Here is a 21,142-nt window from a genome sequence, read left to right on the forward strand (position 1 = left end):
GAGGCCGTCTGAACGGTGTAAAACCTATTTCAGACGGCCTTAAGATTATTGTTCGGAAGGGAGTTTGAGGAAATGCTCACGATAATGGCGCATTTCTTCAATGCTTTCGAGAATGTCGTCCAATGCCTTGTGAGAACCGCGTTTGACCACGCTTTTGGCAACGGCCGGATTCCAGCGTTTGGCCAATTCTTTCAGCGTGGATACGTCTAAGTTACGGTAGTGGAAATAGGTTTCCAAACGCGGCATGTATTTGACCATGAAGCGGCGGTCTTGATGGATGGAGTTGCCGCACATGGGCGTGGATTTCTCGGGTATCCATGCGGACATGAAGTCCAACAGGTTTTGCTCGACTTCGGCTTCGGTCAGTTTGGATTCGCGCACGCGTTGGGTCAGGCCGGTGCGGCCGTGGGTGGCGGTGTTCCACTCGTCCATGCCGTCGAGCAACTCGTCGCTTTGATGGATGACGTAAACGTCCGACTGCGCCAGTACGTTCAAATCGGAATCGGTAATGATCATGGCGACTTCGATAATGCGGTCGTGTTCCGGGTTGAGGCCGGTCATTTCCATATCGATCCAGCAGAGATTGTTTGCGTTTTGGGTCATTTCAGACGGCCTTGTGTTTTCAGTTGGCAGTATTATAAAGGATAAAGGTTCGGGCCGTCTGAAAGCATTTGTAACAAGTTGTGCAATCTCTTGATATAATCGTCCGTTACACAAAAATTCACCGCCAAAAATCATGAACCCAAGCCCTTTGCTCGATATTATCGATACGCCTCAGGATTTGCGCCGTCTGGAGAAAAAACAGCTGCCGCAAGTCGCCGCCGAATTGCGCGAATTTCTGTTGGATTCCGTCGGTAAGACGGGCGGCCATTTCGCCAGTAACTTGGGCGCGGTCGAGCTGACGGTGGCACTGCATTATGTGTACGACACGCCCGAAGACCATCTGGTCTGGGATGTCGGCCATCAAAGCTATCCGCACAAAATCCTAACCGGCCGCAAAAATCAAATGCACACCATGCGCCAATACGGCGGTTTGGCGGGTTTTCCGAAACGCAGCGAGTCGGAATACGACGCGTTCGGCGTAGGACATTCTTCCACATCCATCGGCGCGGCATTGGGTATGGCCGTTGCCGACAAACAGTTGGGCAACAACCGCCGCAGCGTCGCCATCATCGGCGATGGAGCCATGACGGCAGGTCAGGCGTTTGAAGCCCTGAACTGCGCAGGCGATATGGATGTCGATTTGCTGGTCATCCTCAACGACAACGAAATGTCGATTTCCCCCAATGTCGGCGCGCTGCCGAAATATCTTGCCAGCAACGTCGTGCGCGATATGCACGGCCTATTGAGCACCATCAAAGCCCAATCGAGCAAAGTATTGGATAAATTGCCCGGCGCGATGGAGCTTGCCCAAAAAGTCGAAAACAAAATCAAAACCTTGGCAGGAGAAGCGGAACACGCCAAACAGTCGCTGTCTTTGTTTGAAAACTTCGGTTTCCGTTACACCGGCCCGGTTGACGGCCACAACGTTGAAAATCTGGTGGACGTATTAAAAGACTTGCGTGGCCGCAAAGGCCCTCAGTTGCTGCACGTCATCACCAAAAAAGGCAACGGCTACAAATTCGCCGAAAACGATCCTGTCAAATACCACGCTGTTGCCAAGCTGCCGAGCGAAGTGCCTGCGCCGGAAGTCAAACCTGCCGCGGCCAAACCAACTTATACGCAAGTTTTCGGCCAATGGCTGTGCGACCAAGCGGCGGCTGACGAGCGTTTGGTTGCCATCACGCCTGCCATGCGCGAGGGCAGCGGCTTGGTTGAGTTTGAACAGCAATTCCCCGACCGCTATTTCGACGTTGGAATCGCCGAGCAACACGCCGTTACCTTTGCGGGCGGTTTAGCATGCGAAGGCATTAAGCCTGTCGTGGCGATTTACTCCACTTTCCTGCAACGCGCTTACGACCAGTTGGTACACGACGTTGCCTTGCAAAACCTGCCTGTTTTGTTCGCTATCGACCGCGCCGGTATTGTTGGTGCAGACGGCCCGACCCATGCCGGTTTATACGACTTGAGCTTTTTGCGTTGCGTGCCGAACATGATTATTGCCGCACCAAGTGACGAAAACGAATGCCGCCTGCTGCTCTCAACCTGCTATCAAGCAAACTCTCCGTCCTCAGTCCGTTATCCGCGCGGTACAGGCACGGGCGCAACCATTTCAGACGGCCTGGAAACCGTTGAAATCGGCAAAGGCATTATCCGTCGCAAAGGCGAGAAAATTGCCGTTATCGCCTTTGGCAGCATGGTTGCCCCATCATTGACCGTCGCCGACAAGCTGAATGCGACCGTTGCCGATATGCGCTTTGTCAAACCGATAGATGAAGAACTAATCGTCAGTCTTGCCCGAAGCCATGACTACATCGTTACTGTCGAAGAAAATGCCGAACAAGGTGGCGCAGGCAGCGCGGTGTTGGAAGTGTTGGCGAAACACGGCATCTGCAAACCGGTATTGCTGCTGGGTGTAGAAGACAAAGTTACCGAACACGGCGACCCGAAAAAACTCTTAGCCGATTTGGGGCTGAATGCCGAATCCGTTGAAAAACGGATTGCCGGTTGGATAGAGGCCGTCTGAAAAATATTAAAACATCTCAATACATTGCGTAATTTATGGGAAAAAAATTAATCAGCATCAGTATGGTGCGCAACGAAAACGACGTTATCGAATCGTTTGTCCGTCATAATCTCGAGCTGATGGATGAAATGCACATCATCGATCACGGCAGCAGCGATGGAACAAGGGAAATCCTGATTCAATTGAAAGAAGAAGGTTTACCGGTATTTATCTATCAATATCAAGCGCTCAAGTTTAATCATGAGCAATTGGTCAACCAGCTGATGAAGCAGCTTGTAGCAAAAGATGAAGCGATAGATTTCGTTTTTCCGCTGGATGCGGACGAATTTATTTCATGTCCTAGCCGTACCATGCTGGAACAACTCTTGGATGTCATCGGCGAAAATAGGATCGGCATGTACCTTTGGCGCGGCTATTTGCCGACATCGTTGCAATACAATCCCGATTTCACCACTCAATTTACCGAGCAACGCCTCGAAACGCTCTTTACCCCTAAAGTCATTATTCCCAGATGGGCTGCCGAATCTTGCAGCGTGATTATCGGCTGCCATTACATGTTGGATAAAGATGGCAACAAGGTTGAATCAACCCTGTTTCATTCGCCGAATTATCGAGGTTTACATTCCTGGTTTATCGAGCAGTTTTCCGCACAATTTGCAGAGACCGATTTGTTGTGGCTGGGGCATTTCCCAATCCGATCCTTGAACCAGCACATCAAAAAAATCCTCGAAAAGTCCATCTTGATTGCCATTAAAGACGGAAGCAATGATATTGCCTGGGAAAACCAGTTGCGCGAATTGTTGGACAACGGCATGAAGATGGACTTGAACAATTTACGGCTGTTGGCATACAGATACCGCGCCGGTTCTACAAGTTTGGAAGACCCGCATTGTAAAGTCAGCCGTTACGAACCCTTGCGTAAAAAACCGCTGATGCTGAAATACACCTCGCTGGAAGCAGGTGATCCTTTGATGACTGTCGGACATCTGGTACTTGCATTGGCAAGCGGCGCACAAGATTCCTCTTTAGGCCTTAAGGCCGTCTGAAAAACACAGACCGCACACACAATAATAGGAAAATTATGATCAGCATCTTTGATATTTTCAAAATCGGCATCGGCCCGTCCAGCTCGCACACCGTCGGCCCGATGAAGGCAGCGGCCGCTTTTGCTGATTTGCTGAATGCCGAAAACTTGGATACACAAGTGGCGCGCATTGTCATTGAAGTGTACGGCTCGCTTGCTTTGACCGGTATCGGACACGGTACATTCGACGCATTATTGCTCGGTTTGGAAGGCAGCCTGCCGCACGATATCCCGCTTGCAGACATCCCTCAACGCTTGGAATGTATCCGCACGCAGCACGTTTTAAAGCTCAACGGCCGCGAAATGGTCTTCGATCCCGAAAAAGATTTGGATATCCGCGGCGACAAAGTGTTGCCCAAACATCCGAACGGTTTGAACTTTATCGCCTACCATTCAGACGGCCTGAAGCTGAAAGAGCAGATTTATTATTCGGTTGGCGGCGGTTTTATCGTAACAGACGAGGGATTTGCACAAGAAGCGCAGGAAAATTCGGACGTGCCATATCCTTACAAAAACTGCGACGAGTTGTTGGCACAATGCCGTCTGAACCAGTTGAATATTTCCGAAGTTGTGTTGGCCAATGAGGCGGCGTTGGCAGGTTGCGATGAGGTGGAAGTGCGCCGCCGTGTGGCTGCCGTGGCAGATGTGATGGAAAACTGCATCAAGCGCGGCTTGGGTGCGGAAGGGCAGTTGCCGGGCGGCTTGAACGTCCGCCGCCGTGCGCCGCAGTTGGCGGCCAAACTCAAAGTCCTGCGCGAGAGCGAAATCGTCAATACCCAACTTTGGCCGATGGTGTACGCCATGGCGGTCAATGAAGAAAATGCCGCCGGCGGACGTGTCGTCACCGCACCGACCAACGGCGCGGCAGGCATTATTCCTGCCGTATTGCACTATTTCCGCAAATTTAATCCGCACGCTAACCAATCGCGTGTCGAAGATTTCCTGCTGACTGCCGGCGCTATCGGTATTTTGTATAAAACCAACGCGTCGATTTCTGGCGCGGACGTCGGTTGCCAAGGTGAAGTCGGCGTGGCGTGTTCCATGGCGGCAGGCGCATACGCCGAAGTTATCGGCGGTACCCCGAAACAAGTGGAAAACGCCGCCGAAATGGCCATGGAACACCACTTGGGCCTGACCTGCGACCCTGTCGGTGGCTTGGTGCAAATCCCCTGTATCGAGCGCAACGGCATCGCCGCCGAAAAAGCCCTCAAGCTCGCTACCCTCGCGCTTTTGGAAGACGGCACAGACAAAAAAGTCTCACTTGATGAAGTGATTCAAACCATGCTGCAAACCGGCCGCGATATGAAGGCAACCTACAAAGAAACCTCACTCGCAGGCCTGGCCGTTACCTTGCAGAAAAAAGCCGTGCCGGTATCCGTGCGCGTGGTGGAATGTTAGAAATAGGGTAGGAGATCTGCCCAATAAAAAAGGCCGTCTGAAAAACTTTCAGACGGCCTTTTTTTGTATGAATCGAATCACTAACCGTTTTTTTGATAAGGGTTTTCCAGTCCGGCCATTAAGTCGCGGAAGTATTCGCGCAACTGTTTTTCGGAGCAACCCATCAGTAACGCGTCTTCAAATGCGTCCTGCGCTATTTGGTACAGTTCGTTCAAGTTTTCGGTCATGACTTTGACTTTTTCGGTGCAGGAAACAATCTGACCGTCGTCGTCATACCATTTGGGCATTTGCGGCATCGCCATCGTGCACCTCAATTCAAGAAACGGGATGGGTCGTTTTTCTTCACGCGGCGGGCAAAGGCGTATTTTCCGTTCCAATATTTGTGGCCGAGGCTGGTAATTTCGATACGTTTGCCCGTTCTCGGTGCGTGAATGAAATTGTTGTTGCCGATGTAAAGGCCGACGTGGGAAATACGGCCGCGGCCCATGGTGCGGAAAAAGACCATGTCGCCCGGCTGCAACTCGGAACGGTTCACGGCAACGCCCATTTGTGCCTGTTCGGCAGAGGTGCGCGGCAGGTTTACACCCATGGCGCGTTTAAAGATGTGTTGCATGAAGCCGCTGCAGTCAAAGCCGGTAGAGGCTGATGTGCCGCCGTAGCGGTAGGCCACGCCGAGCAAGCCCATGGCGCTGCCGATCAATTCGTCTGAATTACCTGAAGGTGCGCGCGTATTGTTGCTTGGGGCTGGACGTGTATTGACGGGGTGGACAGGGGTTGCCTGACGCGTATTGCCGTAAACGTTGGCGTTGTCGTTGAATTGGTTTAAAACATGCTGACGGGTGGTAATCAGGTTTTCCAAATCATCGGCGTAAGAAAAATTGACGCTCGCGAGCATGGCGACCGAAGTCCAAACTGCTGCGAGCCGGAGTAAAAAATTCATTATAAAAACTTCCGTTTCAGAAGGCATTCCCTGCCGATTGCAGGCACATTGCCGGTTTCTGAGATGTTATCCCGTATCATTCTCTTGTTATCTGCTTGATTGTATTCAAAAACCGTCTTTTTGGCAAAAAAACTGCTGTTATTTTGCGTTAAACCCTTGTTTCCAAACAAACTAGAAAAACATTAAACGCGGTTTCGCTTGATTTATCCGCCGCTGCAACCATATAAGCGGCATTCATTGATTTATTTTCAGAGACTGACATGACACAAAATCACAGCGATATCCGTACACGCTTTATCTTTGACGATATGCCTATCCGCGGTATGCACATCCGCCTTGAAAAGGTTTGGCACCACATCGTCAACCAAAAACATTATCCTGTCGCCATCCGTCGCGCATTGGGCGAATTGTTGGCCGCCGGTGCTTTATTGTCTGCCAACCTTAAAAATGAAGGCGCGCTGATTGTTCAGGTTCAAGGTCAGGGCCGTCTGAAAATGTTGGTGGTGGAAGCGACTTCTGAAAATACTGTCCGTGCTACCGCGCGTTGGGACGAAACTGCTGAAATCCGTGATGATGAAAGCCTGACTGCGCTGTTGGGCGAAAACAGCGTGTTCGTTTTGACCCATCAGCCTAAAGATGCCGACCCATGGCAAGGTGTTGTCCCTCTAGAAGGCGACAGCATTGCGCAAATGCTGGTTAACTATATGAAACGTTCCGAGCAGCTCGATACCTATATTACGCTTGCTGCCGATGACCAAGCCGCAGGTGCATTATTGCTGCAACGTCTGCCGGAAGAAGAATTGGATGATGCCGCGTGGGAGCATGTGACTACGCTTGCGCAAACGCTTACTCCGCAAGAATTGACCGGTTTGGATGCGCATCACGCCCTTTACCGCCTTTACCATGAAACCCCGCCCCGTGTTTTTGAACCGGAAGCCATTGAATTTGCCTGCACCTGCTCTCGCGGCAAAGTCAGCGATATGCTACTGATGCTTGGAGGTCAGGAAGTCGGCGGCGTGGTGGCAGAACAAGGCAGCATTCAAATCGATTGCGATTTCTGCCATAGCAAGTATGTGTTTGATGAAACCGATGTCAACGCTTTGTTTGGCGCGGATGTGGTGAATGCCGTCCGTCAGGAAAATGAGCGTTTGCAGTAAGCACGGGATAAAAGTTTCTTAAGGAAATTGGCTTAATAGAAGGGCAGGTGCAAAACCTGCCCTTTCTTTTTGGGAAATTGAATACCATCAATAGAAAAGGCCGTCTGAAAAAAGCGTGGCTGATTTCAGACGGCCTTTTGTTTTTAAACGATGCGTTTAAAGATTATTTCCAAACCAACAAAGCATGGTTGCGTTTGCCGCGGCGGACGATGGTGTATTTACCGAAACGTTTGTGTTCGTCGGTCAGCATGTAGGCATCGTCAGGTTTTTCAGCGGCATGGTTCGGATTATTGGCTTCAGCAGGTTTGCCGTTGAGCAAAACCGCTTTGCTGTTTACAAAACCGCGCGCTTCTTTGTTGGAAGATGCCAAACCGGTTTTCACCAAAGTCTCAACCACGTTGAGGCTCTCGGAAACTTCAAAAGTCGGCAGGCCGTCGAGTGCCAGCTGCTCGAAGTCGCTTTCGGTGAGATGGCTTTGGTCTTCGGCAAACAGGCTTTCTGAAATACGTTGGGCGGCGGCAAGGGCTTCTTCGCCGTGAATCAGGCGGGTCATTTCTTCGGCGAGAATGCGTTGCGCTTCTGGCTTGGTACCGCTGGCTTTGTCTTTGGCTTCGATGGCATCGATTTCTTCGATAGACAGGAAGGTAAAGTATTTCAGGAATTTATACACATCGGCATCGGCCACTTTCAGCCAGAATTGGTAGAACTGGTACGGAGAAGTTTTCTTCGCGTTCAGCCATACCGCGCCGCCTTCGGTTTTGCCGAATTTGGTGCCGTCGGATTTGGTTACCAAAGGCAGGGTCAGACCGAATACTTGTTTTTGGTGCAGACGGCGGGTCAAGTCGATACCGGCAGTGATGTTGCCCCATTGGTCGGAACCGCCGATTTCCAAAACTGCGCCATGGCGTTTGTTCAATTCGGCAAAGTCGTAGCCTTGCAGTAGGGAATAGGCGAACTCAGTAAAGGAAATACCCACATCGTCGCGCTCGATACGCTGTTTGACGGATTCTTTATTCAGCATGGCATTGACGGAGAAATGCTTGCCGATGTCGCGCAGGAAGTCGAGGCAGTTCATGCTGCCGAACCAGTCGGCATTGTTGGCCATAATGGCTGCGTTATCGCCGTCAAAGCTTAAGAAAGGGGTCAGTTGGTTGCGGATGCTTTCTACCCATCCGGCAACGGTTTCGGCAGAATTCAAGCTGCGTTCGGCGGCTTTAAAGCTTGGGTCGCCAATCATGCCGGTCGCACCGCCCACCAGAGCAATCGGCGTATGGCCGGCTTGTTGGAAACGGCGCAATGCCAATACAGGCAGCAAGTGGCCGATGTGCAGGCTGTCGGCTGTCGGGTCAAAACCGCAATAGAGGGAAATTTTTTGTTCGTTTAGCAAAGCGTCTAAGGCTTCGATGTCGGTAGTTTGCGCGATTAAGCCACGCGATTGTAGGTCTTTGATGACGCTCATTGTTATCTTCCAAAAAAATTAGCAGTTTTACAAACTGCTAATTGTAACAAATTTCATCGGATGAATGGCTATGGCTTACTGAAGAAGCGTGTGTTTTTCAGAAAAACGCTTGGCCAGTTCTCTGCCGCCGTAAGGGTTGATGTGGTCTCTATCGGAATAAACCGGCAATCCGTTGATTTTGAAATTTTCCGGAATATAGGCAGTGGCATCGATAATGTGCACATTGGCATATTTTTCTGCCAATTCTTTGATGCGTTCATTTCCTTTTGAAGTGACTGTTTCATCAATGGCAAGATTCTGACTAAATCCCGGTATGCGGTAAGACAGAATATAGGCGCGCAAGCCGTTGTATGACAGATTAGGGTTGTCTATCATCAGGTAAACCGCTTGTTTTTCCGAAGAAAGTTTTTGCAACATGAGGTCGAATTTTTTGAAAAAATCGGCATCGTAAGCAAGGGAGTTGCTGTTTTCAGGCATTTGGCTGCCCCAGCGCATGGCCAAAAGCACTTTTGAGTATTGGGGCAGATGCTCTTTGGCATACTGATAAACGGCACGGCAGGAGGCGTTTTTCTTGAATACGGGTGCGGCATAATCTTCTACATAGGCGCAACTGTCCGCAGAAACCATCGTTGCCGACCATTTTTCTTTTTTGCCGACGGTATCAAAAAACGTTTTATATTGGTCGGCATGCGAATCGCCTAGAATCAGTAATTCCGGCTGTTTGTCTGTATCGCCCCAAATACATTGTTTGTCGGTATTGTTGTGACAAGAAGTGTAGGAACGTGCCAATCCCATACGGTCGTATTGCTGCATAAACGGGAGCTTCATGGCAAGAAAAGGCGTAATGGCCAAAACAAGCATGGGGACGGCATAAACCCATGTCACAGATTGTGCAAAAGAGCCTTTCCAGTTTTTAAACGGCTTCTCGACAAAATAATAAGAAAGCAGGGAGAGTGCAAACATTAAGACAATCGCGGCTGCAGTCGAATAAGAAGGCAGATTGTTTGAACCGATGTATCTCATAAAAGCCAATACAGGCCAATGCCACAGATACAGTGAATAGGAAATCAAGCCTATACCGACAGTAATCTTCCATTGGAAAAATTTTTTCAGCCGGTGTTCAAATTGATTGAAATAAATGAATGCGGCGGCGGCCAAACAAGGAATCATGGCGGCAGGCCCCGGGAAATAGGCAGTTTTTTCTGTATAGGTAAACAGGCAGGCAAACAGTACGCATAAGGAAAGTAATGCGCCTGCCGCCGCATATTGTTTGCCGGTATCCAGCCCTTGTTGTTGCCGATATTGCATCCACACTGCCGTCAACGAGCCGATCAGCATTTCGCAGGCGCGCAGATGGGGAAGGTAATATTTATCCAGCGCAGTCGGCATAAAAGAAGCCAAAATACTGAATACGCATAGCGTGATGAGGAAAGCAAACTGGGTGCGCCAGCTTTTGCGGACAACCAATAACAGCAATATCGGGAAGACGAAATAATATTGTTCTTCGACCGATAAAGACCAAATGTGAAGCAAAGGTTTTTCTTCTTGTATGGGATCGAAATAGCCCTGACCCTTGGCAAAAAAGATATTGGAGATGAACCCCAAGGTGGACAGGGCTGTCCTCCATAAAAGGGAAAAATCATCTTTGGTGAATAAAAGAAAGCCGCATATCAGCGTTACCGTCAATACGGTAAAAAATGCGGGCAGTATCCGCTTGATACGGCGGATGTAAAATTTTTTGAACGAGAAAATCCCGCTGCTCATTTCACGATGAATAATCATCGTGATCAGAAAGCCGGAAATGACAAAAAAGATATCGACACCAAGAAAGCCGCCAGGCAGCCAGTTTTTTTCAATATGGAAAACGACAACGGATAGAACAGCAACGGCACGCAATGTATCAATATCTGGGCGGTAAGATAAAACTTTGCTCATAATATTTTGATTTTAATTAGTTTATTTTAATGGCGCCGTCTGAAAAGTGATTCCTGCCGAGAGTGGGGGCATTTCGGAGGTCGGCCATCGTTTGTCAGTACTGGGCAGTTTGTTTGCCTTCTTAGAATGATTGCTGATGATATGTGTTTGAATAGTAATAGATTAGAGTAGGAATACGGTTGATAGTTTCAACATAATGTTTAATATGTTGTTTTTATAATGAATCAATACGATGTGGTATTGTTTAATTGTTTATTGTCATATCAATGGTATTGTTATTGATGATGTAACCTTGCGCTATTTTTAGGTAAGGCGTCGGTAAGAAATGAGAGATTTTAAGAGAGAAAAATTACGGGCCATGCCCGCATTTATTATGGAGATGATGTTTTGTTTTGTTGATATTTCAAGACATGAGGCCGTCTGAAAATAAATTCAGACGGCCTTAATCTTAGAAAAGGCCGTCTGAAAAAGCGTTACGCTGGGTTTATACGTTAAAGAGGAAGTGCATCACATCGCCGTCTTGTACGACGTATTCTTTGCCTTCCACACGCATTTTGCCAGCTTCTTTGGCTTTTGCTTCGCCGCCTAAAGCGATGAAGTCTTCGTAGGAGATAACTTGGGCACGGATGAAGCCGCGTTCAAAGTCGGTGTGAATCACGCCGGCGGCTTGTGGCGCGGTGTCGCCTTTGTGGATGGTCCAAGCGCGGACTTCTTTGACACCGGCGGTGAAGTAGGTTTGCAGGCCCAAGAGGTCGTAGCCGGCACGAATGAGGCGGTTCAGGCCCGGTTCTTCCAAGCCCATTTCGGCGAGGAATTCGGCTTTTTCGTCGTCTTCCAATTCGGCGATTTCGCTTTCCATCGCGGCGCAAACGGCCACAACCGGTGCGTTTTCTTTTGCAGCTAATTCTTTCAGACGGTCGAGGTGCGGGTTGTTTTCAAAACCGTCTTCGGAAACGTTGCCGACGTACATGGCAGGTTTGGCAGTCAGTAGGAACAGCGGTTTGAGCATGGCAAGTTCTTCTGCGTCCAACCTGAAAGCGCGTACAGGCTTACCTTCGTCTAGATGAGGCAGCAGTTTTTTGCACAGATCGACCAGCTTTTGCGCGTCTTTGTCGCCTGAGCGTGCGCGTTTTTCTTCGCGGACGATGGCTTTTTCGACGCTGGCCAAGTCAGCCAGTGCCAACTCGGTGCCGATGGTTTCGATGTCGGCAATCGGATCAACTTTGCCTGCAACGTGGACGATGTTGTCATCGTCAAAGCAACGTACAACGTTAACAATCGCGTCAGTCTCGCGGATGTTGGCGAGGAACTGGTTGCCCAAGCCTTCGCCTTTGCTCGCGCCTGCAACCAAACCGGCGATGTCGACAAATTCGACGATGGCAGGCTGCATTTTTTGCGGATTGACGATTTTTGCCAATTCGGCCATACGTGGATCGGGGACTTCAACGATGCCGACGTTGGGTTCGATGGTACAGAAAGGATAGTTTGCCGCTTCGATACCCGATTGGGTCAGCGCGTTAAAGAGGGTGGATTTGCCGACGTTGGGCAAACCGACGATGCCGCATTTCAAGCTCATGGTTTTTCCTGAAAAGATAAAAGTTTAACGGCGAATTATAGCATATTGTGGAGGTACTCAAAACAGCCGCAATGCTGGTGTGTTCTTATAATAAAAGGCCGTCTGAAAAAAGAGGGGCAGGCATTCAGCTTATTGTGCTTCCGAAGAATGAGTAAATGAATAAAGCCGTTAAATAAAACAATTTTTCAGACAGGAGGCTTAAGATCAAACCCAAAAGAATGCCCAGTACCCAATAAATCATCTGCCGGTATTTCGGGTCGGATGTGGTACGCAACATTTTAAAATACAAAACTAGACAGCCGAACATGCAGATTGTTTGAAACAGAATGAGGGGGAGGCTGTTAATGGCTTTGGAAATCGAATCATGAACGATGATTGTCCCTATGCGTATGCATAAATAAATTAAAGCCGAGCCTACCGCCGAATGCCCAAAAGGGACGGGCGTGTCGGATGAGTCGGGTGTTTTGTGGGGCTGAAGCCTGCCGAATAACAAGATAAATACAATGTCAAACATAATGATAGTTGCCTTGGCGTAAGATGTTTTCGTTTTTCAGACGGCCTCAGGGTGTCTGAAAGCTTATTGTGCGGCGATATGGGGTGGTGCCGCAGTAAGGTATGTCAGTAGGCCGACCATCCATCATGCTGAAGTGGTTGTCATGCTTAAGTGAACACTTTGATTTAGCAGAGGGTTATCTGCTATTTCTCCAAATAGTCTGAAATACAGGGTAAGTTAAATGAATAGGGTCAGAGTGGCAAGCAGGTTGAGAAACAGTATGGAGTTTGTGGGTAAAACCTTTGCCGCGGTTCGCAGTTAGTTTAAAGGCCGTCTGAAAAACTGTTTCAGACGGCCTTTTTTCCGTACTGACTTAACCGGTATTACGCAAACCTTGCGCCACGCCGTTGATGGTCAGGTGAACCATCAGCAGTGCGTGCGGATTATCGGGCTCTTTGCGCAGGCGTTTGAGCATGGCGACTTGCAGGCCATTGAGGGCGTTCAGGTATGGAATCCTCAAGGCAAGCGAACGGGCGAGGCTGCGGTTGTCGCGCAGGAGCTCTTCGGTTTGCAGCAGGTCGAGCAGTGCTTTGCGGCTGCGTTGGTATTCTTCCTTGATCATGCCGAAGATGACTTTTGCTTTATCGGGCGATTCACTCAAGCCGGCATAGTTTTCCGCCAAGGTGATGTCGGTTTTCGCCATCACTTGTTCCATGTTGGAGAGCATGGCTTGGAAGAACGGGTTGCTTTGGGCGTGTTCGCGCAGGGCGGCCAGTGTGTCGGGTTTGCCTTCGCACAAGGTTTCCACTGCGCTGCCGAAACCGTACCAAGCCGGCAGCATGAGGCGGTTTTGCATCCATGAGAATACCCACGGAATTGCGCGCAAGTCCTGAATCCGCGCCAGGGTTTTGCGGCTGGCGGGGCGGCTGCCGAGGTTGAGGGTGGCGATTTCCTGAATCGGGCTGGTTTGCAGGAAGTAGTCGATGAAGTCGGGGTGGGTAATCAGTTCGCGGTAGTATTTGAACGATACGTCCGACAAATCCTGCATCAGTTTGGCATCAGGGTCTTTTTTGTCCGGCAGGATGCTGGCTTCCAAAGTCGCGGCAACCAAGGTTTCCAAGTTGCGTTGGGCATTGCCCGGGTCAGCGTATTTGGCGGTAATGACTTCGCCTTGCTCGGTAATGCGGATTTGTCCGGCAACGCTGCCTGCAGGTTGCGCCAAAATAGCTTGGTAAGATGGGCCGCCGCCGCGACCTACGCTGCCGCCGCGGCCGTGGAACAGGCGCATGCGGACATCGTATTTTTTGAAGAGTTCGACCAAGCCCAACTCTGCCTGATACAGACACCACGAGCTGGTAACGTAGCCGCCGTCTTTGTTGGAGTCGGAGTAGCCCAGCATGATTTCTTGGATATTGCCGCGGCTTTCGAGCAGGGCATCATACCAGTCGAGGCGGAACATGGTTTCCATGACCGGACAGGCGTTTTCGAGCGCTTCGATGGTTTCAAACAGAGGCACGATATTGATGCGGCTGTGCGGTTTGCCGTTTTCCACCACCAGCAGGCCGCTTTCTTTCAGCAGCAATGCCAAGGCGAGCAGGTCGCTGGGTTGTTCGCAGTTGGAAATAATGCTTTGTGTAACGGCATCTTCGCCGAATTCGTCTTTGATTTTGCGCGCTTCGTTGAAAATCGCCAGTTCGTGACGGGTATGGTCGCTGTATGTGATGAACGGGCTGTACAGCGGGCGTTGATGGCTCAATTCGCGCAACAGGGCGGCTTGTTTTTGCTCTTCGTTCAGGCTGTTGTAGTCTTCCAAACCTGCGTGTTGGAAAAGCTCGGCAACCACATCGGCGTGTTTGCCTGCGTGTTGGCGCAGGTCGAGCGGCATCATGTGGAAGCCGAACACGGACACACTGCGGATAATGTCGGCCAGACGGCCTTCTGCCAGCAGTTGGCTGCCGTTTTCGTGGAGCGAGCGTTGCAGTTTTTTCAGGTCGTTGAGGAACTCTTCAACCGTGGCATAAGGCTCGAGGAAGCCGAATTTGCAGCCCATGCCCAAACCGAGTGAACGTGCCTTGCCCATAGCGCGTGCCATGATGTAGGCGATGGCGCGGCGGTAGGGTTCTTCAGTGCGGGCGATTTCTTCATCGGGAGACTGGGCGGAAAGTGCCATTACATCGTCGTTGACTTTGACGCGGCGGATGGAGAGCGGCAATTCGCGGTAGAGTTTGTCGAGTTCGCCGCGATAGAAACGGAATACGGCGTCGGCATGCCGTCTGAACGCAAAACGCAAGGTTTCGGCAGAAACGAACGGGTTGCCGTCGCGGTCGCCGCCGATCCAGCCGCCGATTTTGAGAATATTCGGAACGCGGACACCGGGATAGGCCGTCTGAAAATCGCGTTCCATTGTGCGGTAGAGTTTAGGCAGGGCTTCAAAGAAGCTCATCGGGAAGATGGATACACCGTTGTTGATCTCGTCGTTGACGCTGAGTTTGTGGCGGCGCGTTTCGCTGGTCTGCCACAAGCCCAAAAGGACTGTGTCGATTTCGCGGCGCAATTGAGCCAGTGCATCAGGATTAGTGCAGCGTTCGCGTTGCGGCAGTAGCGCGCGGATGCGGCGGTTGAAGCTCAAGACGGTTTGGCGTTGCACTTCGGTCGGGTGCGCGGTCAAAACGGCGGTAACGACCGTGTTGTCCAGTTGTTGTTGCACCGCTTTGCCGTTGACTTTTCCGGCTTTGAGCTTGCGCACGGTTTCCGTCAGGCTGCCTTCGGCGCTGTTGTGTCCTGCCTCTTCGTGGATTTGGCGGCGGCGTTCGTGGTGCACGTCTTCGGCGATGTTCAGAATTTGTGCGAACAGGCCGCAGGCCAGGGTTAAATCGTGGGTTTGCTGTTCGTCCAGTTGCGGCAACACCTTCTCAATCAAGGCGGCGCTGTCGTCTGAAGTCGATAACAACTTAACGGTTTCGACCACTAAAGGCGATGCTTCCTCATGCAGCAGATTGAACAGAGACTGTTTTAAAAATTCCGCATCCGCTGCCAAAGCGGCATCTTTGGGATTGTTTAAGATATGCAGTTGCATGATTTTTCTCTTATTTAAATGTTAATTTGGGTTTGTCCTGAATCCATTGTATAGCAAATTTTTGTAAACTGCCAATGCTGCCGTCCGATACATTTCAAACCGGAAAACAGCCGTCCGTATCCGCCGCGTGGCCGGTGTCTGTAAAATGCTGTAAAATATTGACTATCCAAACAGAGGCGAGAACCCCATGATCGAATTCCCCAACCAGCCCGATTTTCCTGAACAACACACCGCCGTCGCCGTCGGCACCGTCAACATGAGCCAGCAGGCGATACGGGTGTTGATAGAGAATGCCACCGAAAAGGCAAGTATCCTGACCATCGCCCGCGTTGCCGCCATTCAGAGCATCAAACAGACCGCCAACCTGATTCCGCTGCACCTGCCCGGCCGCATCATCGGCGTGCAGGTTGATTTCGATATTAACGTCGAGCTGGCCTGCCTGAAAGCCACATTGACCGTCCAAGCGAACAGCAACGGCAGCATTGCCACCGAAGCCCTGACCGGCCTCAATTTGGCACTCTTGAGCGTTTACGACATGATGAAAGACGTTGACCGCAATATGATGCTCAGCGGCATCCGCCTCGAATCCGAAACCAGCAGCGAAGGCCGTCCTTTCCTGTTTGACAACGCATACGAAAATATTAATTTCTAAACCACTCAGGCCGTCTGAACGTTGGGTTTTAGACGGCCTTATTGTTATGATGAACGATCAACAACTCTTGCGGTTCAGCCGCCATATCCTGCTTGACGAAATCGGTATCGAAGGCCAAGAAAAACTTTTGGCCGCCCATGCGCTCGTTGTCGGTTGCGGCGGGCTGGGTGCGGCGGCCTTGCCGTATCTTGCCGCCGCCGGTATCGGCCGCCTGACGATTGCCGATGCCGATACCGTCGACGAGACCAACCTTCAACGCCAAATCACGTTTACCGAAGCCGACATCGGCAAAAACAAGGCTTTGGTCATGCAAGGCCGTCTGAAACAGATCAGCAGCCAAACACACATTACCGCCATGGCCGAATTTCTCGATGAGGCCAAGCTTGTCGAATTGGCAAACGCCGCCGACATCATCCTTGATTGTTCCGACAACTATCCCACGCGCCAGGCGGTCAACCGCGCCGCCGTTGCCACGCGCACGCCTTTGGTTTCCGCCGCGGCCGTCCGCTTCGACGGACAAATCGCCGTGTACCGCCCCGACCTTCCCGATACGCCTTGTTATGCCTGCCTGTTTGACGGCGAACAAGCCGACGACGGCGCTTGTGCATTGTTCGGCGTTTTTTCGCCCTTGGTCGGCGTTATCGGAACGACCCAAGCCGCCGAAGCGCTCAAAGTGCTGCTCGGTATCGGCACGCCGTCGCACGGCAAACTTTCCACCTACAACGCATTGAGCGGACAATGGCGGCAATACGGGGTAAGGCGCAATCCCGAATGTCCGGTTTGCGGCGGCCGTTAAAGACAAAAGCAGGGCAAAGGTTTCACTACTCCGAAGCCAATCCGCCGGAGCAATCATGCTTATCTTTCATTAAACTTGAAAGAAGGCGTTTCTTCCCTTTTCAGACGGCCTGTGACACGATATGATTCAATGATTAATAAATTTTTTGAGGCCGTCTGAAAAAGGATAAGGAGAAACCGGCTTAATGAATATTATTCGTGCCTTATTGGTGGTATTGGGTTGCTTGGCTTTGGGCGAGGCAACCGTTTGGATTTTGGGGTTGAAGCTGCCGGGCAGCATTGTCGGCATGGGTTTGCTGTTTGCCGCGCTTCAGGCTGGCTGGGTCAAATTGTCTTGGGTGGAAGAGCTGGCGGACATTTTGATGGCGAACCTGACTTTGTTTTTGGTGCCGCCTTGCGTGGCCGTCATCAGCTATTTGGATGTGATTGCAAACGACTGGTTTTCGATTTTGACGGCCACAATCGGCAGTACGATCTGCGTATTGTTGGTGACCGGCAAAGTGCATGAGTGGGTCAGGAGGCGGATGTGATGAATATAGACGGGCTGTTGCGCATGCCCTCGGTCATGCTGTTCCTGACTTTGGCAGTATATGCTTTGGCGGTGCAGATTCGGACGCGCACGGGGAATGTGCTGTGTAATCCGGTATTGATCAGTACGCTGGTGTTGATGGGGTATTTGAAGGTATTTGCCATTGATTACGAGCTGTACCATTCTGCCTCGCACTTTATTGATTTTTGGTTGAAACCGGCAGTCGTTTTGCTGGCGGTGCCGCTTTATCGAAATTGGGACCGTATCCGCAGCCAGTGGTTGCCGGTGGTGTTGTCGCAGTTGGCGGGCAGCGTGACAGGCATTGTTACGGGCGTGTATTTTGCCAAATGGCTGGGCGCTTCTCGCGAAGTGATTTTGTCGCTGGCTTCCAAATCCGTGACCAACCCGATTGCGATTGAAATCACGGCGTCTATCGGCGGTATTCCGGCGATTACGGCGGCAACGGTGATTATTGCCGGACTTTTTGGACAGATGGCCGGATATAAAGTGTTGAAAGGGGCGTTGTATATGCCTTCTTCAGTGGGAATGTCTTTGGGTACGGCCTCACATGCGATGGGTATTGCGGCGTCTTTGGAATACGGCCGCCGTATGGCCGCATATGCCGGCTTGGGCTTGACGCTCAACGGCGTGTTGACGGCGATATTGGTGCCTATCTTGATTCCCTTATTGGGCGTATAGCGTTTGGGCCGTCTGAAAATAGTGTAAACAGGAGAAAATGATATGGCTGTAAATTTGACTGAAAAACGTGCAGACGAATTGTTGGAAATCGACGGCATCCGTCTGTTTACAGGACGTGCCGGCATCAAGCAACAAGACCGCGACGATTTGACGCTGATGGTGTTGGGTGGCGGACATACGGTGGGTGCGGTGTTTACGCAAAACCGTTTCTGCGCCGCGCCGGTGCATATCGCCAAGTCGCATCTGTTTGACCAAGACGGCGTGTGTGCCTTAGTCATCAATACGGGTAATGCCAATGCGGGTACCGGTGCACAAGGCCGTCTGGACGCGATTAAAGTGTGCGCGGCCGTGGCGGAACAGGTCGGCTGCCAATCCAATCAGGTGATGCCGTTTTCGACCGGCGTGATTTTGGAGCCGCTGCCTGTGGATAAAATCGTGGCCGCTTTGCCGCAAGTGCGCCCTGCATTCTGGTCGGACGCGGCGCGTGCCATCATGACGACGGACACTGTACCGAAAGCCGCTTCGCGCCGAGGCTTGGTCGGAGAAAAACACACAGTCCGCGCCACCGGCATCGCCAAAGGTTCGGGCATGATTCATCCGAACATGGCGACCATGTTGTCGTTTATCGCCACCGATGCCAAAGTGTCCCAGCCGATTTTACAGCTGATGACGCAAGAAATCGCAGACGAAAGTTTCAATACGATTACCGTGGACGGCGATACCAGCACCAACGACAGCTTCGTGATTATGGCGACAGGCCGTTGCGGTCAGAGCGAAATCGACAATACCGCCGATCCGCGTTATGCGCAGCTCAAAGCCTTGCTCGGTTCGCTGGCTCTGGAACTGGCGCAGGCGATTGTCCGTGATGGCGAGGGTGCGACCAAGTTCATCACGGTTGAAGTGCAAAACGCGAAAATCCGCGAAGAGGCGCGCAAGGTGGCTTATGCCGTTGCCCATTCACCTTTGGTGAAAACCGCTTTCTTTGCCTCCGACCCGAATTTGGGCCGTCTGTTGGCAGCCGTCGGCTATGCCGGTATTGAAGACTTGGACGTCGATGCTTTGAAAATGTGGCTGGATGACGTGTTGGTGGCCGAAAATGGCGGCCGCGCGGAAAGCTATACCGAAGAAGCAGGGCAAGCCGTGATGAACCGTCCGGAAATCACCGTCCGCATCGATTTGCAACGCGGCGATACGACGGCGGTCGTTTATACCTGCGATTTGTCGCACGAGTATGTGTCGATTAACGCGGATTACCGTTCTTAAAAACCTTTATCCTTGTTTTCAGACGGCCTTTGAGAAAAGTATCAAGGCCGTCTGAACACATTGACTGCGTGTTTATTATGAAATTTCCCCAGACTTGGGCGGCGCGCCTTGCCCACAAAATCCGCCAAACCAAACGCCTGTCGAAAAAGAGCATTGCCCTTCTGTTTTTGCTGGCAGGCTCGGCACTGGTTGCCCTGACGGCTTTGATGTTTGCGTACTTGGCGGATTTGGCTTTGGAATGGAACGCTTTGCTGGTGGGGAAATATCCGTGGTTTGCGTGGGTGGCTTTGCCGTTGGGTTTGCCGCTTTTGGCATGGTTTACGCGTAAATTTGCGCCGTACACTTCCGGCAGCGGTATTCCGCAGGTCATCGCCTCTTTGTCTTTGCCTTATGGTGCGCAGAAAACCCGTTTGATTCGTCTGGGCGAAACCTTTTTCAAAATTCCGCTGACGTTTTGCGCCATGCTGTTGGGTGCGTCTGTCGGTAGGGAAGGGCCGTCTGTGCAAGTGGGCGCGGCGGTGATGAACGCTTGGGGCGCGTGGTGTAAAAAGCACGGGCTGGCGTTTAGGGGCATGCAGGAAAACGATTTGATTGCCGCAGGCGCGGCAGGCGGTTTGGCGGCGGCGTTTAACGCGCCTTTGGCCGGCGTGGTGTTTGCCATCGAAGAATTGGGGCGCGGCGTGCTTTTGCGTTGGGAGCGTCAAATCCTGATGGGTGTGTTGGCGGCCGGTTTCATTCAAGTGGCGATACAGGGCAATAACCCGTATTTTTCAGGTTTTCAAGGGCATGAGCTGCCAAATATGCTGATGTGGGCCGTGGTGTCGGGCATTGTCTGTGGCGTGGCAGGCGGATTGTTCGGCAGCTTTTTGTATCGTGGCGCGGCGGCATTCGCACCGGTACGCTGGCGCAGTTTCATCCGCCGCCATTTGTTGGTGGTCGCCTTTACAATGGGTATTTTGCTGGCGCTGCTCGGTACGTTTTATCAAGGTAAAACCTATGGCACGGGCTATCACGAAGCCGCAGCCGCACTCAAAGGCGCGTATGAAGCGCCGTTCGGCTTGGCAGTCGCAAAATGGGCGGCAACCGTGTTCAGCTACTGGGCAGGCATTCCCGGCGGTATCTTCACGCCGTCGTTAACCATCGGCGCGATGATAGGCGAACACATGGCTTCTTTCGCGCAACTGGGCGACGCGTCCAATGTCGCGGTTTTACTCTGCATGGCCGCATTCCTTGCCGCCGCGACCCAATCGCCGTTGACCGCCGCCGTGGTAGTAATGGAAATGACGGGTGGACAGAATTTACTGTTTTGGATGCTGCTGACTTGCATCTTCGCTTCGCAAGTCTCGCGCCAATTCTCGCCGCATCCGTTTTACCATGCTGCAGGTTTGCGCTTCAGACGGCATATCGAAGCCGAAAGCGGACATGTACAGCACGAGAAAAAAGAATAGGTTGGTATATAA

17 protein-coding genes are annotated in these 21,142 nt (G+C 51.4%); 10 read left to right on the forward strand and 7 right to left on the reverse strand.

Features of this window, described 5'->3' with window-relative positions; translation table 11 throughout:
* Nucleotides 1-45: 45 nt before the first annotated feature.
* Nucleotides 46-603 (reverse strand): oligoribonuclease, encoded by a 558-nt coding sequence (gene orn, locus ACTHR7_RS08635; protein ID WP_293203717.1) that lies wholly within the window; start codon nucleotides 601-603, stop codon nucleotides 46-48.
* A gap of 133 nt (nucleotides 604-736) precedes the next feature.
* Between orn and dxs the strand changes: the two genes are divergently transcribed.
* The 3 genes from dxs to ACTHR7_RS08650 are packed head-to-tail and all read left to right on the forward strand — an operon-like array spanning nucleotide 737 to nucleotide 5,108.
* Nucleotides 737-2,626 (forward strand): 1-deoxy-D-xylulose-5-phosphate synthase, encoded by a 1,890-nt coding sequence (dxs, locus tag ACTHR7_RS08640; protein WP_107867801.1) that lies wholly within the window; start codon nucleotides 737-739, stop codon nucleotides 2,624-2,626.
* Nucleotides 2,627-2,661: 35 nt separating this feature from the next.
* On the forward strand, nucleotides 2,662-3,672 hold the full coding sequence (locus ACTHR7_RS08645) for a glycosyltransferase family 2 protein (protein WP_440370662.1): 1,011 nt from the start codon (nucleotides 2,662-2,664) through the stop codon (nucleotides 3,670-3,672).
* A gap of 35 nt (nucleotides 3,673-3,707) precedes the next feature.
* Nucleotides 3,708-5,108, forward strand: coding sequence for an L-serine ammonia-lyase (locus ACTHR7_RS08650; protein ID WP_440370663.1), 1,401 nt, complete (start codon nucleotides 3,708-3,710; stop codon nucleotides 5,106-5,108).
* Between the two features lie 80 nt (nucleotides 5,109-5,188).
* On the opposite strand, the gene ACTHR7_RS08655 is transcribed toward ACTHR7_RS08650, so the two are convergent.
* Nucleotides 5,189-5,410, reverse strand: a complete 222-nt coding sequence (locus ACTHR7_RS08655; RefSeq protein ID WP_004519529.1) for a hypothetical protein — start codon at nucleotides 5,408-5,410, stop codon at nucleotides 5,189-5,191.
* An 8-nt stretch (nucleotides 5,411-5,418) separates the two neighbouring features.
* Nucleotides 5,419-6,048, reverse strand: coding sequence for a C40 family peptidase (locus tag ACTHR7_RS08660; RefSeq protein WP_070646619.1), 630 nt, complete (start codon nucleotides 6,046-6,048; stop codon nucleotides 5,419-5,421).
* Between the two features lie 260 nt (nucleotides 6,049-6,308).
* Here ACTHR7_RS08660 and hslO point away from each other — a divergent pair, with 260 nt between their 5' ends.
* A complete protein-coding gene (gene hslO, locus ACTHR7_RS08665) occupies nucleotides 6,309-7,205 on the forward strand; it encodes an Hsp33 family molecular chaperone HslO (RefSeq protein WP_070646620.1) in 897 nt (298 codons plus the stop codon).
* 163 nt (nucleotides 7,206-7,368) lie between these two features.
* Here the strand turns inward: hslO and tyrS are convergent, their stop codons facing one another.
* From tyrS to ppc, 4 genes are all read right to left on the reverse strand, one after another.
* Complete coding sequence (gene tyrS, locus ACTHR7_RS08670) at nucleotides 7,369-8,664, reverse strand: tyrosine--tRNA ligase (protein WP_070713573.1); 1,296 nt, start codon at nucleotides 8,662-8,664, stop codon at nucleotides 7,369-7,371.
* A 75-nt stretch (nucleotides 8,665-8,739) separates the two neighbouring features.
* The gene (locus ACTHR7_RS08675) at nucleotides 8,740-10,599 is read right to left on the reverse strand and encodes an acyltransferase family protein (RefSeq protein WP_440370664.1); all 1,860 of its coding nucleotides are present in this window, start codon (nucleotides 10,597-10,599) and stop codon (nucleotides 8,740-8,742) included.
* 484 nt (nucleotides 10,600-11,083) lie between these two features.
* The gene (ychF, locus tag ACTHR7_RS08680; RefSeq protein ID WP_371459806.1) at nucleotides 11,084-12,175 is read right to left on the reverse strand and encodes a redox-regulated ATPase YchF; all 1,092 of its coding nucleotides are present in this window, start codon (nucleotides 12,173-12,175) and stop codon (nucleotides 11,084-11,086) included.
* Between the two features lie 866 nt (nucleotides 12,176-13,041).
* Nucleotides 13,042-15,744, reverse strand: coding sequence for a phosphoenolpyruvate carboxylase (ppc, locus tag ACTHR7_RS08685; RefSeq protein WP_440370665.1), 2,703 nt, complete (start codon nucleotides 15,742-15,744; stop codon nucleotides 13,042-13,044).
* Between the two features lie 187 nt (nucleotides 15,745-15,931).
* On the opposite strand from ppc, the gene ACTHR7_RS08690 reads away from it, so the two are divergent.
* From ACTHR7_RS08690 to ACTHR7_RS08715, 6 genes are all read left to right on the forward strand, one after another.
* A complete protein-coding gene (locus ACTHR7_RS08690; protein ID WP_004519536.1) occupies nucleotides 15,932-16,396 on the forward strand; it encodes a cyclic pyranopterin monophosphate synthase MoaC in 465 nt (154 codons plus the stop codon).
* Nucleotides 16,397-16,445: 49 nt separating this feature from the next.
* Nucleotides 16,446-17,192 carry a HesA/MoeB/ThiF family protein gene (locus tag ACTHR7_RS08695; RefSeq protein WP_440370678.1) on the forward strand — a complete coding sequence of 249 codons (747 nt, stop codon included), beginning with the start codon at nucleotides 16,446-16,448 and terminating at the stop codon, nucleotides 17,190-17,192.
* A gap of 184 nt (nucleotides 17,193-17,376) precedes the next feature.
* Nucleotides 17,377-17,721 carry a CidA/LrgA family protein gene (locus ACTHR7_RS08700; RefSeq protein WP_293203725.1) on the forward strand — a complete coding sequence of 115 codons (345 nt, stop codon included), beginning with the start codon at nucleotides 17,377-17,379 and terminating at the stop codon, nucleotides 17,719-17,721.
* Complete coding sequence (locus tag ACTHR7_RS08705) at nucleotides 17,721-18,419, forward strand: LrgB family protein (RefSeq protein ID WP_440370679.1); 699 nt, start codon at nucleotides 17,721-17,723, stop codon at nucleotides 18,417-18,419. The genes ACTHR7_RS08700 and ACTHR7_RS08705 overlap by 1 nt, the downstream gene beginning before the upstream one ends.
* A gap of 42 nt (nucleotides 18,420-18,461) precedes the next feature.
* Nucleotides 18,462-19,682, forward strand: coding sequence for a bifunctional glutamate N-acetyltransferase/amino-acid acetyltransferase ArgJ (gene argJ, locus ACTHR7_RS08710; RefSeq protein WP_293203726.1), 1,221 nt, complete (start codon nucleotides 18,462-18,464; stop codon nucleotides 19,680-19,682).
* Nucleotides 19,683-19,759: 77 nt separating this feature from the next.
* Nucleotides 19,760-21,130 (forward strand): chloride channel protein, encoded by a 1,371-nt coding sequence (locus ACTHR7_RS08715; RefSeq protein WP_440370666.1) that lies wholly within the window; start codon nucleotides 19,760-19,762, stop codon nucleotides 21,128-21,130.
* The last annotated feature ends 12 nt before the right edge of the window (nucleotides 21,131-21,142 follow it).

Origin of the sequence: Neisseria sp. P0007.S010 (assembly GCF_051962875.1) — a bacterium.
Taxonomy (GTDB): domain Bacteria; phylum Pseudomonadota; class Gammaproteobacteria; order Burkholderiales; family Neisseriaceae; genus Neisseria; species Neisseria subflava_A.

Excerpts from the sequence above, each read along its gene's own strand:
- dxs (WP_107867801.1), top strand. The coding sequence starts at position 737 with ATGAACCCAAGCCCTTTGCTCGATATTATCGATACGCCTCAGGATTTG.
- ACTHR7_RS08700 (WP_293203725.1), top strand. The coding sequence starts at position 17,377 with ATGAATATTATTCGTGCCTTATTGGTGGTATTGGGTTGCTTGGCTTTG.
- ACTHR7_RS08705 (WP_440370679.1), top strand. The coding sequence starts at position 17,721 with ATGAATATAGACGGGCTGTTGCGCATGCCCTCGGTCATGCTGTTCCTG.
- tyrS (WP_070713573.1), bottom strand. The coding sequence starts at position 8,664 with ATGAGCGTCATCAAAGACCTACAATCGCGTGGCTTAATCGCGCAAACT.
- ychF (WP_371459806.1), bottom strand. The coding sequence starts at position 12,175 with ATGAGCTTGAAATGCGGCATCGTCGGTTTGCCCAACGTCGGCAAATCC.
- ACTHR7_RS08655 (WP_004519529.1), bottom strand. The coding sequence starts at position 5,410 with ATGGCGATGCCGCAAATGCCCAAATGGTATGACGACGACGGTCAGATT.
- ACTHR7_RS08675 (WP_440370664.1), bottom strand. The coding sequence starts at position 10,599 with ATGAGCAAAGTTTTATCTTACCGCCCAGATATTGATACATTGCGTGCC.
- hslO (WP_070646620.1), top strand. The coding sequence starts at position 6,309 with ATGACACAAAATCACAGCGATATCCGTACACGCTTTATCTTTGACGAT.
- ACTHR7_RS08695 (WP_440370678.1), top strand. The coding sequence starts at position 16,446 with ATGAACGATCAACAACTCTTGCGGTTCAGCCGCCATATCCTGCTTGAC.
- ACTHR7_RS08645 (WP_440370662.1), top strand. The coding sequence starts at position 2,662 with ATGGGAAAAAAATTAATCAGCATCAGTATGGTGCGCAACGAAAACGAC.
- ACTHR7_RS08650 (WP_440370663.1), top strand. The coding sequence starts at position 3,708 with ATGATCAGCATCTTTGATATTTTCAAAATCGGCATCGGCCCGTCCAGC.
- orn (WP_293203717.1), bottom strand. The coding sequence starts at position 603 with ATGACCCAAAACGCAAACAATCTCTGCTGGATCGATATGGAAATGACC.
- ACTHR7_RS08690 (WP_004519536.1), top strand. The coding sequence starts at position 15,932 with ATGATCGAATTCCCCAACCAGCCCGATTTTCCTGAACAACACACCGCC.
- ACTHR7_RS08660 (WP_070646619.1), bottom strand. The coding sequence starts at position 6,048 with ATGAATTTTTTACTCCGGCTCGCAGCAGTTTGGACTTCGGTCGCCATG.
- ppc (WP_440370665.1), bottom strand. The coding sequence starts at position 15,744 with ATGCAACTGCATATCTTAAACAATCCCAAAGATGCCGCTTTGGCAGCG.
- ACTHR7_RS08715 (WP_440370666.1), top strand. The coding sequence starts at position 19,760 with ATGAAATTTCCCCAGACTTGGGCGGCGCGCCTTGCCCACAAAATCCGC.
- argJ (WP_293203726.1), top strand. The coding sequence starts at position 18,462 with ATGGCTGTAAATTTGACTGAAAAACGTGCAGACGAATTGTTGGAAATC.